General features: G+C 62.6%; 14 protein-coding genes. 8 read left to right on the top strand and 6 right to left on the bottom strand.

Annotation, left to right across the window (positions count from 1 at the left end; translation table 11 throughout):
- Position 1: 1 nt before the first annotated feature.
- The 3 genes from hisH to hisB are packed head-to-tail and all read right to left on the bottom strand — an operon-like array spanning position 2 to position 1,734.
- Positions 2-652 carry an imidazole glycerol phosphate synthase subunit HisH gene (gene hisH / locus NL532_RS02500; protein ID WP_023672319.1) on the bottom strand — a complete coding sequence of 217 codons (651 nt, stop codon included), beginning with the start codon at positions 650-652 and terminating at the stop codon, positions 2-4.
- Position 653: 1 nt separating this feature from the next.
- Positions 654-1,130 (bottom strand): DUF2628 domain-containing protein, encoded by a 477-nt coding sequence (locus tag NL532_RS02495; protein ID WP_023828818.1) that lies wholly within the window; start codon positions 1,128-1,130, stop codon positions 654-656.
- A 4-nt stretch (positions 1,131-1,134) separates the two neighbouring features.
- Positions 1,135-1,734, bottom strand: coding sequence for an imidazoleglycerol-phosphate dehydratase HisB (hisB, locus tag NL532_RS02490; protein WP_023672321.1), 600 nt, complete (start codon positions 1,732-1,734; stop codon positions 1,135-1,137).
- A 237-nt stretch (positions 1,735-1,971) separates the two neighbouring features.
- Between hisB and hslV the strand changes: the two genes are divergently transcribed.
- The 5 genes from hslV to NL532_RS02465 all read left to right on the top strand — a co-directional run bounded on the left by hslV (position 1,972) and on the right by NL532_RS02465 (position 6,243).
- Positions 1,972-2,523: an ATP-dependent protease subunit HslV gene (gene hslV, locus NL532_RS02485; RefSeq protein WP_023672322.1), complete on the top strand. Its 552-nt coding sequence runs from the start codon at positions 1,972-1,974 to the stop codon at positions 2,521-2,523.
- Entirely contained in the window at positions 2,513-3,040 is a 528-nt protein-coding gene (locus tag NL532_RS02480; protein ID WP_023828817.1) for a GNAT family N-acetyltransferase, read from the top strand. Before hslV ends, NL532_RS02480 begins: the two co-directional genes overlap by 11 nt.
- A 4-nt stretch (positions 3,041-3,044) precedes the next feature.
- Positions 3,045-3,644, top strand: a complete 600-nt coding sequence (locus NL532_RS02475) for a DUF2585 domain-containing protein (protein WP_023695986.1) — start codon at positions 3,045-3,047, stop codon at positions 3,642-3,644.
- Between the two features lie 4 nt (positions 3,645-3,648).
- On the top strand, positions 3,649-4,962 hold the full coding sequence (gene hslU, locus NL532_RS02470) for an ATP-dependent protease ATPase subunit HslU (RefSeq protein ID WP_023672325.1): 1,314 nt from the start codon (positions 3,649-3,651) through the stop codon (positions 4,960-4,962).
- Positions 4,963-5,286: 324 nt separating this feature from the next.
- The gene (locus NL532_RS02465) at positions 5,287-6,243 is read left to right on the top strand and encodes a DUF1402 family protein (RefSeq protein WP_023828816.1); all 957 of its coding nucleotides are present in this window, start codon (positions 5,287-5,289) and stop codon (positions 6,241-6,243) included.
- Positions 6,244-6,370: 127 nt separating this feature from the next.
- Here the strand turns inward: NL532_RS02465 and NL532_RS02460 are convergent, their stop codons facing one another.
- The 3 genes from NL532_RS02460 to NL532_RS02450 form a co-directional block, all read right to left on the bottom strand.
- A complete protein-coding gene (locus NL532_RS02460) occupies positions 6,371-7,606 on the bottom strand; it encodes an NAD(P)/FAD-dependent oxidoreductase (protein WP_031202940.1) in 1,236 nt (411 codons plus the stop codon).
- Positions 7,606-7,920, bottom strand: a complete 315-nt coding sequence (locus NL532_RS02455; RefSeq protein ID WP_023828815.1) for a MocE family 2Fe-2S type ferredoxin — start codon at positions 7,918-7,920, stop codon at positions 7,606-7,608. Before NL532_RS02455 ends, NL532_RS02460 begins: the two co-directional genes overlap by 1 nt.
- A gap of 86 nt (positions 7,921-8,006) precedes the next feature.
- Positions 8,007-9,110: a fatty acid desaturase family protein gene (locus tag NL532_RS02450; RefSeq protein WP_023828814.1), complete on the bottom strand. Its 1,104-nt coding sequence runs from the start codon at positions 9,108-9,110 to the stop codon at positions 8,007-8,009.
- 174 nt (positions 9,111-9,284) lie between these two features.
- Between NL532_RS02450 and NL532_RS02445 the strand changes: the two genes are divergently transcribed.
- From NL532_RS02445 to NL532_RS02435, 3 genes are all read left to right on the top strand, one after another.
- Entirely contained in the window at positions 9,285-10,316 is a 1,032-nt protein-coding gene (locus tag NL532_RS02445) for a LacI family DNA-binding transcriptional regulator (RefSeq protein ID WP_023828813.1), read from the top strand.
- A 372-nt stretch (positions 10,317-10,688) separates the two neighbouring features.
- A complete protein-coding gene (locus NL532_RS02440) occupies positions 10,689-11,630 on the top strand; it encodes a sugar ABC transporter substrate-binding protein (RefSeq protein WP_023684065.1) in 942 nt (313 codons plus the stop codon).
- A gap of 107 nt (positions 11,631-11,737) precedes the next feature.
- Positions 11,738-12,814 carry an ABC transporter permease gene (locus NL532_RS02435; RefSeq protein ID WP_023710443.1) on the top strand — a complete coding sequence of 359 codons (1,077 nt, stop codon included), beginning with the start codon at positions 11,738-11,740 and terminating at the stop codon, positions 12,812-12,814.

Below are 12,814 nucleotides of genomic sequence, written 5' to 3'. Positions count from 1 at the left end.
CTCAAGGCCTCCAGCGCAGGAAGTTGGTGATCAGTGCCAGGCCGAGCGCCTGGCTCTTTTCCGGATGGAATTGCGTGCCGGCAAGGTTACCGCGCGCGACCGCCGCCGTTACCGGGCCGCCATAATCGGCGACGGCCAGCACTTCGTCCGGCCTTGTCGCGTCGAGATGGTAGGAATGAACGAAATAGGCGTGCAGACCCTTAGGCCCGGTCGCAATACCCGAAAACAGCGGGTGCTTGCGCTCCAGATCGATGGTGTTCCAGCCGATTTGCGGGATCTTCAGTGCCGGATCGGCGGGCGTGATCTCCTTGACGTCGCCGGCAATCCAGCCGAAGCCCTTGGTCACGGTCTTTTCCAGGCCGCGCTGCGACATCAGCTGCATGCCGACGCAGATGCCGAGGAACGGCCGCGCCTTGGCGATCGCTACCTCTTCCACCGCTTCCCACATGCCGGCGACGCCGCGCAGGCCCGCCGCGCAATCGGCATAGGCGCCGACGCCGGGCAAAACGATTCGGTCGGCGCTGCGCACCCGCTCGGCGTCGGCGGTTAGCTCAATGGCAGCGGCAATGCCGGCTTCATGCGCGGCGCGCTCGAAGGCCTTGGTGGCCGAGCGCAGATTGCCCGACCCGTAATCGATGATGGCAACCCGCATCTCAGGCTTTTCCCGGCGTATGGCTCAGGCCCAGCGTCAGCCCGGTCTGCGTCGGCCGGGCCAGGCTGGCGTCCGGCACGATGCGCGGCAGCGGCGCCGGCTCGTCGGCAAGCGCCTGGGCGTCCAGTGTCTGGCGGATGTCGGCATCGTCAGGATTGTCGGCTTCGACGACGCCCCATTCATGCCAGCCGCGGCGGCGCAGCGCTGCGATCCGCAGCCCTTGGCCTTCCAGCCCGATATAGAGCGAGACCAGTAAAGACAGTGCGGAGCCGGCCCAGTCCAGTCCCAGCCATTGGCCGAGCACCGAGATGAGCCCCATGGCGACGAAGGCGAGCGCCGCCTCGATCCACAGCCTGTGCCAGGCGAGCCACAGCGGCGCCACCAGGAAAGCCAGCCAGGAAAAACCGTCGCGGACCAAAACGGTTGCGTCGGACGCCTCGGTGCGGCCTGGCGGTTCCATCACGACATAGATGGCCATCAGCCTACCCTTTCAGAGATCCCTTGGTGGAGGGAACCGCTTCCGGCTGGCGCGGGTCGCGCTCCAGTGCGAAACGCAGCGCGCGCGCCACCGCCTTGAAGCAGGTCTCGGCAATATGGTGATTGTTGGCGCCATAATGATTGGTGACATGCAGCGTGATACCGGCATTCTGCGCCAGCGCCTGGAAGAATTCACGCACCAGTTCGGTGTCGAACGTGCCGATCTTGGGCGACGAGAAGGCGACATTCCAGACCAGGAACGGACGGCCCGACACGTCGATCGCGGCCCGCGTCAGCGTCTCGTCCATGGCAAGGTCGACAGAGGCGTAGCGCATGATGCCGCGCCGCTCGCCCAGCGCCTTGGCCAGCGCCTGGCCGATCGCAATGCCGGTGTCCTCGACCGTGTGGTGGTCGTCAATGTGCAGGTCGCCCTTGGCCTTCACCGTGATGTCGATCAGCGAGTGGCGGGACAGCTGGTCCAGCATGTGGTCGAAGAAGCCGACGCCGCTCGACATGTCGGATTTTCCGGTGCCGTCGACATGGACCGAGACGCTGATCTCGGTTTCCTTGGTCTTGCGGCTGACTTCGGCGGAACGGGACGCCATGACCTTGTCCTTGGCTGAGGGGTTCGAAACTCAAGACGGGGTTCCAAGCTGTCATTTGCTTGAAAACGAAAGCCTTCTAGCAGCATGATCCGGCGATTGCCAGTTGCGATGCGGACAGCCACCGGCCATGGCGGACGCCGTTTGCAATCACCCGCCCCATGCATACATATGGCCGATCGAAATCACTCGTACCGCGCGCCAATCGCCTTATCGGGATCGCGCGAATCGGAGCTAAAAATGTCGAATGAACTGAGTATGCACGCCACGACCATCGTGACGGTGCGCAAGGGCAACAAGGTGGTGATCGCCGGCGACGGCCAGGTCAGCCTTGGCCAGACCATCATGAAAGGCAACGCCAAAAAGGTGCGCCGCATCGGCAAAGGCGGCAATGTCATTGCGGGTTTCGCCGGCGCCACGGCGGATGCTTTCACCCTTCTGGAGCGGCTGGAAGCCAAGCTCGAACAATATCCCGACCAGTTGACGCGCGCCTGCGTCGAGCTCGCCAAGGACTGGCGCACCGACCGTTATCTGCGCCGGCTGGAAGCGATGATGCTGGTGGCCGACAAGTCGGTTTCGCTGGCGCTCACCGGCACCGGCGACGTGCTGGAGCCCGAATTCGGCGTCATGGCCATCGGTTCCGGCGGCAACTATGCGCTGGCCGCTGCCCGCGCGCTGATGGACAGCGACAAGGATGCCGAGGAGATCGCCCGCAAGGCGATGCAGATCGCCTCCGACATTTGCGTCTATACCAACAACAACTTTGTTGTCGAAACGCTCGATGCCGGCTAACCCGCCGGTGCTCTATGATTTTCGACCGGTTACCGAAAAAGACCTGCCGATGATCGCCGGCTGGCTGGCCGAGCCGCATGTCGCCGAATGGTGGGACGATCCGGAGACGGAAATCGCCGAAATCCGGGAGCACATTGACTCTATTTCTGTAGAGCCGCTGATCGTCGAGCTCGACGGCAGGCCGATTGCCTATCTGCAGAGCTACGATCCGCATCTGGAAGACGGCCATCCCTATGCCGACCAGCCGTTTGGCACGCTCGGCATCGACCTGTCGATCGGCGTGCCGGACCTGGTCGGCAGAGGTCATGGCTCGGCGATCGTCAGGCAATTCGTCGAGCAACTGTTCGAGGAAGGCGCGCCACGCGTCATCATCGATCCGCATCCCGACAATGGCCGCGCCATCCGCGCCTATGAAAAAGCGGGCTTCAGGGCTATCGATCGCAGACACTCTAGATATTGGGACGTCGTGCTGATGGCCGTCGATGCCGAAGAGAGCGACGCGGAAGAAGGGGAATGAGTTGATGGCGACACCGGGCACTGCCAAAAATTACTCGGCCTACGAAGACAGCTGGCGGATGGGGCTTCTGCTCGTGCTCGCTCTGCTCATCTTCCAGGCCGGCGCGCTTTACGGCATGGGCCGCACGCCGATCTGCACCTGCGGTTACGTCAAACTCTGGCACGGTGTGGTGAACAGTTCGGAGAATTCCCAGCATATTTCCGACTGGTACACGTTCTCGCACATCATCCACGGCTTCCTGTTCTACGCCTTGGCCTGGTTCCTGTTCCCGCGCTCGCCAATCGGTCTGCGCCTGGCATTCGCCGTCGTCATCGAGGGCGGCTGGGAACTCCTGGAAAACAGCCCGTTCATCATCGAGCGCTACCGCGCCGGCACCATCTCGCTGGATTACTATGGCGACTCGATCATCAATTCGGTGTCCGACACGCTGGCCATGGTGCTGGGATTTGTGATGGCGCGAAAGCTACCTATATGGAGCATCGTCGGCCTCGCCCTCATCTTCGAACTGGGTGTCGGCTACCTCATCCGGGACAATCTGACGCTCAACGTGATCATGCTGCTGCATCCGTTCGAGTCCATCAAGCAGTGGCAAAGTGGAATCTAGTGATATGACCACCTTCTCTCCCCGTGAAATCGTTTCGGAACTCGACCGCTTCATCATCGGCCAGAAGGACGCCAAGCGCGCCGTGGCCATTGCCTTGCGCAACCGCTGGCGCCGCCAGCAGCTGGAAGGCCAGATGCGCGAAGAGGTGATGCCGAAGAACATCCTGATGATCGGCCCGACCGGCGTCGGCAAGACCGAGATCTCGCGCCGCCTGGCGCGACTCGCCGGTGCGCCTTTCGTCAAGGTCGAGGCCACCAAGTTCACCGAAGTCGGCTATGTCGGCCGCGATGTCGAGCAGATCATCCGCGACCTGGTCGAGATCGCCATCGGCCTGGTGCGCGAGAAGATGCGCGAGGACGTGAAGGCGCGCGCGCACCTCAATGCCGAGGAGCGCGTGCTGGAAGCCCTGGTCGGCAAGACGGCGAGCCCGGCGACCCGCGATTCCTTCCGCAAGAAGCTGCGCGACGGCGAGCTCGACGACAAGGAGATCGAGATCGAGGTTGCCGACACCGGCACCGGCGGCATGCCCGGCTTCGAGATCCCCGGCATGCCGGGCGCTAATATCGGCGTGCTCAACATCAACGACATGCTGTCGAAGGCGATGGGTGGCAAGAAGACCAAGGCGCGCAAGACGACGGTCAAGGAATCCTACGCGCTGCTGGTCAACGACGAGTCCGACAAGCTGCTCGACCAGGACGAGGTGGTGCGCCGGGCGCTCGACGCGACCGAAAATGACGGCATCGTCTTCCTCGACGAGATCGACAAGATCGCCTCGCGCGAAGGTGGCATGGGCGCCGGCGTTTCACGCGAAGGCGTGCAGCGCGACCTGCTGCCGCTGATCGAAGGCACGACGGTGGCGACCAAATATGGACCGTTGAAGACCGACCACATCCTGTTCATCGCCTCGGGCGCATTCCATGTCTCGAAGCCCTCCGACCTGTTGCCGGAATTGCAGGGCCGCCTGCCGATCCGTGTCGAGTTGCGGGCGCTGGAGAAGGACGATTTCATTCGCATCCTCACCGAGACCGAGGCGAGCCTGATCAAGCAGTATATCGCACTGATGAAGACCGAAGGCGTCGATCTCACCTTCACCGACGACGCCATCGATTCGCTGGCCGGCATTGCCGTCGACCTCAACGCCAGTGTCGAGAACATCGGCGCGAGACGCCTGCAGACGGTGATGGAGCGTGTGCTGGACGAGATCTCCTACGACGCGCCGGACCGCAACGGCACCAGCGTCGCCATCGATGCCGCCTATGTGGAAAAGCATGTCGGCGACCTCTCGCGAAACACAGATTTGTCGCGATTCATCCTTTAAACGAGGGCGCCGGTTCATCCGGCGCCGGTATTAGGGCGCCGCGCGTCCTTTGGACACGCAAAGGTCGCTCTAGCAGTATTGAATCGATGCATCGGACTTTCCAAAAATCGGTTTCGATCTTTGGGCCGATGCTTAGGCAACAATCCGGCTAACAGCTTGATGTGTGGCCGGATGGTATCATCGGGCCACCTTTCGTCTTGCCGGGTGCAAGGGCGCTCTCGACTCAACCGGGAGCACTCCCTAGTTTGCGCGGCAATTCTCTAGACGCAATTCCGGACGGAGAACCGTTTCACACTTTTCCTGGAATTGCTTGGGCGGCGGCGCATGAAAAAACTGATCCTTGTCATTCTCGGCTTGACGCTGGCGGCGACGCTGTTCGCGGCCGACGCGGCGACACTGGTGCCGGCGGGCAACCGCAATGCCGTGCAACCTGACATACCGGGCGCCTCCAGCCGCCGCACCCAGGCCACCAACACCACCTTCCAGGCCAAATACCGCAAGGTCTACGCCTTGCTTCAGAACGACGCCGAACTGCGCGCCAAGATCAGGAAGGCCGCCGCTGCCTACGGCATCAATTCTTTGCACATCGTCGGCGCCATCGTCGGCGAGCACACCTACAATGTCGATGCCTACGACCGGCTGCAGACCTACTACGTCAAGGCGATCTCCTACCTCTCCAGCAAGCTGTCCTTCGCCTATGACGGCGAGGACATCACCGATTTCGTGCAGCGGCCGGAATTCAAGAAGTGCACAATGTCGGACAGCTACGACCTGTGGGAATGCCGCGAGCAGGTGTGGAACCGCTCCTTCCGCGGCAAGACCGTCGGCGGCACCAGCTTTCCCAACGACCGCTTCGGCGCCACCTTCTTCCAGCCCTATTATGCCGGCCAGACCTTTGGCCTCGGCCAGCTCAACCCGCTGACCGCGCTGCAGATGAGCGATCTCGTGCACAAGGTGTCGGGGCTGCCCGAACTCGATGTCGGCGATCCCAATGGGGTCTACAAGACCATCATGGATCCGGATCTGACATTGCCCTACGTCGCAGCGACGATCAGGAAGTCGATCGACGCCTACAAAAACATTGCCGGCTTCGACATCTCAGGCAATCCGGGGCTGACCGCCACGCTCTACAATGTCGGCAATCCCGAGCAGCGCGCCTATGCGCTGAAGGCCGAGAACGACAAGCGCCGCGCGGCGGGTGAGGCGGTCAAACTGCCGGAAGAGAATTATTACGGCTGGCTGGTCAACGACAAGCTGGACGAGCTGAAGGCGCTGTTTTAGCGGGCTTAGCTCAGCCGTCTACCTCCCCTTTGTGGGGAGGTCGGACCGCAGGTCCGGGTGGGGGCCGGTGCCGCACCCCCGCCCCGCTGCTTCGCAGCGACCCTCCCCACAAGGGGAAGGGTAAAACTTACGCTGCCAGCAACGACTTCAGCTTCACATCCGGCGACCCCAACGCCTCCGGCGCCGGCTGTGCCCGTTTCGCGATCAGCATCTCGGCCAGCCTGATGTCGCGCGCCACGGCATTGCCCGTACCGAGGCCGCTCGCCGCCACCAGCCTGCCATCCTCGGCCAGATGAAACAGAATAAAAGCACCGTCGCCGAGATCGCGGCGGACCGTGCTTTTGCCCTCGTCCGAAAGGCCGGCGATCTGCAGCGACAAACCATACTGATCCGACCAGAACCATGGCACCGCGGCATGCGCTTCGCGGGCGCCCAGCATGTTCTTCGCGGCCAGCGCACCCTGTTCCTGCGCATTGCGCCAGGCTTCCAGCCGCACCCGCCGGCCAGCATAGACAGCGAGCGGAAACGAGCAGCAATCGCCGGCGGCGAAGATGTCGGGATCGATTGTTTGGAGTTCGCCATTGACGGCGATGCCGTTATCGACGGTCAGGCCCGCTTCCGCGGCAAGCCCGGTCACCGGCACGGCGCCGATGCCGATGACGGCGAGATCGGCGACGATGTCCTGCCCATCGGCGAGCATGATGTGCACCTCAGCGCCGTCGTCGGCGATATCAGCGATGCCCTGACCGGTGAGCACGGTCACGCCTTCGGCCTCATGCGCCTGATGGATGATTTCAGCGATCTCCGCCGGCACCCCGCGCATGAGGATGCGCGGCTGCGCCTCAATGACCGTGACGCTGGCCCCGAGCTTGCGCGCCGAAGCGGCGAGCTCCAGGCCGATAAAGCCACCACCAATGATGGCGATGCGGTTTGCCGGGCTGAGGTGGGCGCGAATGGCCAGCGCGTCGGCAAAGGTGCGGAGGTAGACGCAGCGCGACCCCAATCCCGGCATCGGCAGCTTGCGCGGTGTCGAGCCGGTCGCCAGCAGCAGCTTGTCGTAGGCCAGGGCCGAACCGTCCGACAGCCGCACCATATGCGCCGGGCGGTCGATCGCCACCGCTTGAACGGAATGGATATGCCGGATCGATTTCTCGGCCAGAATTTCGTCGCTGGCGATCGTCTTGATCTCGGCCGCGTCGCTCGTCATTGCGTCCTTGGACAGGGGCGGCCGCTCATAGGGCAGATGGGGTTCGTCACCCACCAGCGTCACCGGCCCGTCATAGCCCAGTTCGCGCAGTGTCAGCGCTGCCCGCCCGCCGCATTCGCCGGCGCCGATGATGACCATCCCCGCTTGCATCGCCATCAACCGATCCGGATCAGCACTTTGCCGGCCTCGACCTTCACCGGATAGGTCGCGAGGTTGACGCAGACCGGTGCGCCGCGTGCGGCGCCCGTCTTGTAATTGAAGCGGCCATTGTGCTTGGGGCATTCGATGATGTCGTCCATCACCAGCCCGTCGGCCAGATGCACCTTCTCGTGCGTGCAAAGCCCATCGGTGGCGAAATAGTCATCATCCGGGCTGCGATAGATGGCGAAGGTGCGGCCGCCATGATCGAAGCGCATCACATCCTCTTCATCGATGTCGCCGGCGGCGCAGGCCTCGACCCAGTCGCTCATTTTTTCTCTCCCAAAGCAATTCCAGGAAAAGTGCGTAGCGGTTTTCCGTCCGGAATTGCGTCAAAACAAACAGTCTAACAGGATCGTCATTCCGCCGCGGCGGCGACGGCGTCGTTGTGGAATTCCTCGCGATAGGGCCGCGCCGTCGGCGGCAGTTCGCGCTTGAGGAAATAGTCCTCGTTGCGCAGCTGGCGCAAAAAGGCCGGGATCATCTCGCGGTAGCCGGCCAGGATCGACGGCGTCGGCGCCGGCAGATCGTGCTTGATCAGCGCATGCAGTTTCGGCAGCGCATGATAGGGCACCATCGGGAACATGTGGTGTTCGACGTGATAGTTCATGTTCCAGTAGATGAAGCGGCTGACCGGGTTCATGTAGACGGTGCGGCTGTTCAGCCGGTGGTCGACGACATTTTCCGCCAGCCCGCCATGCTGCAGCAGGCCGACCATGACATGGTGCCAGGCGCCGTAGAGCCGGGGCAGCCCGACCAGCATCAGCGGCAGCCATGAACCGAAATACAGTGCGATCGCGATGGTGACGGCATAGATCGCCGTCCAGATTCGGGCGATGCGAATGGCTTTAGGCTGCTCCTGTTCGGGGATAAAAGTCTTTTCCGCCGCGCTGATATTGCCGGCGGCGTTGCGCAGCATGTCCGACATCGCCTTCCAGGCGTCGATCACGCCGACGAAAGCAAGCGCGACGCGCAACAGGTCCGGCGGCCGCATGACGGAGATTTCCGGGTCGCGGCCGACGATGATGGTGTCGGTGTGGTGGCGGGTGTGGCTCCAGCGCCAGGTCACCGGATTGCGCATGATCATGAAGCAGGCGATCTGGTAAACCGCGTCGTTCATCCACTGGGTGCGGAAGGCGGTGCCATGGCCGCATTCGTGCCAACGTGAGTCGGTGGAGGAGCCGTAGAGCACGCCATAGACGAAGAAGAACGGCACGCACCACCAGCTGCCCCAGAACCAGGCGCCGCCGGCGGCGCTCAGGATCAGCGCGGCCAGCCAGATCGCGGTGTCGCGGATCGCCGGCCCGTCGGAGCGCTGCATCAGCTCCTTCATCTGCTTGCGCGGAATATCGGTGTGATACCACTCGGCCGCCGCCAGCCCGGTCTCGACGGCGAGCTTGGAATCGCGGCCCATCAGGCTGTAGTCGCGCCGGGACGGTGGTGTGGATAGTGTCGCTTCCATAGGGGCTGCCTCCGTCGGCCACAGCATCCGTCAGGACGGATATGTCCATTACAGGCGCTTGTGTCCGAGCGCAAAATAGCGCCATGCGGTGATAGTCTCAATATCACAAAGATAGTTTCTATCATTTTCCATCAGAACGATGTAAGCAGTTGCAGGCACTCATGCGGGACAGTCATGGCAAAACGGCCAACCATCACCGATCTGGCGCGCATCTCCGGCGTTAGCGTCGCCACTGTCGACAGGGTGCTGAACAACCGGCTGCCGGTGCGCGAGGAAACCGCGCGCCGCGTCTATGAGGCGGCGACCGGCATCGGCTACCACGCCGCCGGGCTGATCAAGCGGCGCATGCGCCAGGAATTGCCGGAATACCGCCTCGGCTTTCTGCTGCTGCGGGGCAATGATGTTTTTTACGGCGATTTCGCGAGGGAGCTAGAAATGGCGGTCTCGCAATCGCAGCGCTTCCGCGGCGTCGCCACCATCGATTTCGCCAACTCGCTAGCCGCCGACGAGATCGCCGCCCAGATGCGCAAGCTGGCAGCGAAATCCAGAGCAATCGCCGTTGTCGGTCCGGACCATCCGACGCTGACGGCGGTCGTGGAGTCGCTGAAAGCGAGGGGGCAACCTGTCTTCTCGCTGCTGTCCGACTTTGCCGCTGGCATCCGTGAGGGATATGTCGGCCTCGACAATCGCAAGGTCGGTCGCACCGCGGCCTGGATGATCGCCAGGGCGGCAAAGAACCCCGGCAAGGTCGCCCTTTTCGTCGGCAGTCATCGCTTCCACGGTCATGAACTGCGCGAGATCGGATTTCGCTCCTTCTTCCGCGAACATGCGCCGGACTTCACGGTGATGGAAACGCTGGTCAATCTGGAAGCCAACCAGGTCACCCACGATGCGATGATCGATCTCCTGGTGCGGTATCCGGATCTTGCCGGCTGCTATGTCGCCGGCGGCGGCATGGAAGGCGCGGTCTCGGCGCTCCGCGCAGCGAAGCCCGCAAACATGCCGGTGGTCGTCTGCAACGAGATCAACGCCGAATCGCGCGCGGCACTCGCCGACAACATCCTGACCATGGTGATCTCGACGCCGCTCGCCGCCTTGTGCCGCGAGCTTGTCGACCTGATGGCGCATTCCATCGAGGCCGGCGCCGCCAACGCGCCGGGCCAGACCTTCCTGCCCTTCGACATCTACCTGCCGGAAAATATCTAACGCGTTGCCGCGCCGACCCATTCGGCGCGGGCTCTCCGGCGATGATAGAATCTATCAGATTCTGCCTTCAGACTCGGCCTGGGCCGCTGTCGGCCTTGATTCGACGTGAAATTGCGGCGCGGCGACCGAAAATCCGCTTTCCGACTTAGGAATCGCTCTTGACGTCTCGCGAAAAAATGGAATAAATATTTCATCAGATTGGTATTTTGGTTCTTTCGTTCCGGAACATCTGTTTCAAACTGGGAGCCTGGCGTTCCATCCCTTGGACAAAACGCCATACGGAACAGGAAGGCATCAGGGAGAGATTCCTCGGGCTATCGGGGATTCCGGGTAGATCGGTGCAGCCGGACACCAATGTGGAGGAGAAACACAATGAAGAAACTGATTTTGGGCGTCGCCTTTGCGGCGCTGATGAGTTCGTCCGCTTTTGCCGCCAAGGTCGGCGTGTCGATGGCCAAGTTCGACGACAACTTCCTCACCGTGCTGCGCAACGGCATGATCGAGCAGGCCAAGGGCATGAGCGGCGTGGAACTGCAGGTCGAGGACGCGCAGAACGACGTCGCCAAGCAGCTCGACCAGATCAAGAACTTCGCCGCCTCGGGCGTCGACGCCATCATCGTCAACCCGGTCGATACCTCGGCCACGCAGGCGATGTCGGACGCCGCCGCAGCCGCCAAGATCCCGTTGGTCTATGTCAACCGCCAGCCGGTCAATGTCGACACGCTGCCGGACAACCAGGCCTTCGTCGCGTCGAACGAGGCCGATTCCGGCACGCTCGAGACCAAGGAAGTCTGCCGCCTGTTCACCGAGGCCGGCAAGAAGGAGGCCAATGTCTATGTCATCATGGGCGAGCTTTCCAACCAGGCCGCCGTGCAGCGCACCAAGGACATCGAAGAGGTGATCGCCACGCCGGAGTGCAGCTTCATCAAGATCATCGACAAGCAGACTTCGAACTGGAACCGCGACGAAGCGCAGAACCTGATGACCAACTGGCTGTCGACCGGCAAGCCGTTCGACGGCGTCATCGCCAACAATGACGAAAGCGCCATCGGCGCCATCCAGGCGATGAAGGCCGCCAACATCGACATGAAGACGGTCGTCGTCGGCGGTGTCGACGCCACGCAGGACGCGCTTGCCGCCATGCAGGCCGGCGACCTCGATGCCACCGTGTTCCAGGATGCGGCCGGCCAGGGCGCCGGCGCTCTGGACGCAGCGCTGAAGCTCGCCAAGGGCGAGAAGGTCGAGCACAAGGTCTACGTGCCCTTCCAACTCGTGACGCCAGCCAACATCGACAAGTTCCTGAAGAAGAACTGAGCCGGCGACTCGTTCGACTAACGGAGCGGCGCATCAATCGCGCCGCTCCCGTTTCCCTCACCGCCCTTACGTGCGGGAGGGCAAATGCCGCCTCACGGAGGACAGACATGTCACAGACATCTCATGGCGTCGGCGGGGTCAGCTATGACGCGAAGAGGCGGACATGGCCGGCCGAATTCAACGTCTTCCTGGCGCTGGTCATTCTGGTCGTCATCTTCGAAATGATCGGCCGCATCTTTCTTGGCGACAGCTTCCTGTTCAACACGCGCGACAACGTCGCCGGGATCTTCAATGAGGCCCGCCTGCAGATCATCATCCTGCAGGTGTCGATCGTCGGCATCATCGCCATCGGCGTCACGCAGGTGATCATTTGCGGCGGCATCGACTTGTCCTCGGGCTCGATCGTCGGCGCCACCGCCATGATCGCCATGAGTTTTGCCCAGGTGGCGACGGTCAACGGTAACCCCAACCCCAAGGCGATGTTCCTGGCGCAAGGCTGGACCGACCTGCCGGTCGTCGTGCCGGTACTGGTCGCCATCGGCTGCGGTCTGCTCGCCGGTCTCGTCAACGGCTCCTTGATTGCATACACGCGCATTCCGCCGTTCATTGCCACGCTCGGCATGATGGTGACCGCGCGCGGCATTGCCAAATGGTGGTCCAAGGGTCAGCCGATCTCGTTTCCGACCGAAAGTTTCGCTGGTATCGGCAAGGGGCTGATGCCGGTCATCATCTTCCTGTCGCTGGCGGTGCTGTTCCAGCTGATCATGACCTACACACGCTACGGCAAGCATTGCTATGCCATCGGCTCCAACGAGGATGCCGCGCGCATGTCGGGCATCAAGATCGCCAACCACAAGATCCTCGTCTACGTCATTGCCGGCATCCTAGCCGCGCTGGCCGCCGTCGTGCTCTCCTCCAAGAACCTGACGGCACAGTCCGGCATGGGCGTCATGTACGAGCTAGACGCCATCGCAATGGCGGTCATCGGCGGCGTCTCTTTGTCGGGCGGTCGCGGCTCGATCGTCGGCACCGTGATCGGCTCGCTGATCTTCGGCGTCATCATTTCCGGCTTCACCTTCCTGCGCCTCGACGCCTACTATCAGGAGATGGTCAAGGGCGTGATCATCGTCGGCGCGGTCGTTCTCGACCAATGGCGCCAGCGCATGCGGGCATTGAGGGCTTGA

The sequence above is a fragment of the Mesorhizobium sp. C120A genome (assembly GCF_030323105.1).
GTDB lineage: Bacteria > Pseudomonadota > Alphaproteobacteria > Rhizobiales > Rhizobiaceae > Mesorhizobium.
This window is presented reverse-complemented; position numbering and strand designations above follow the sequence as displayed.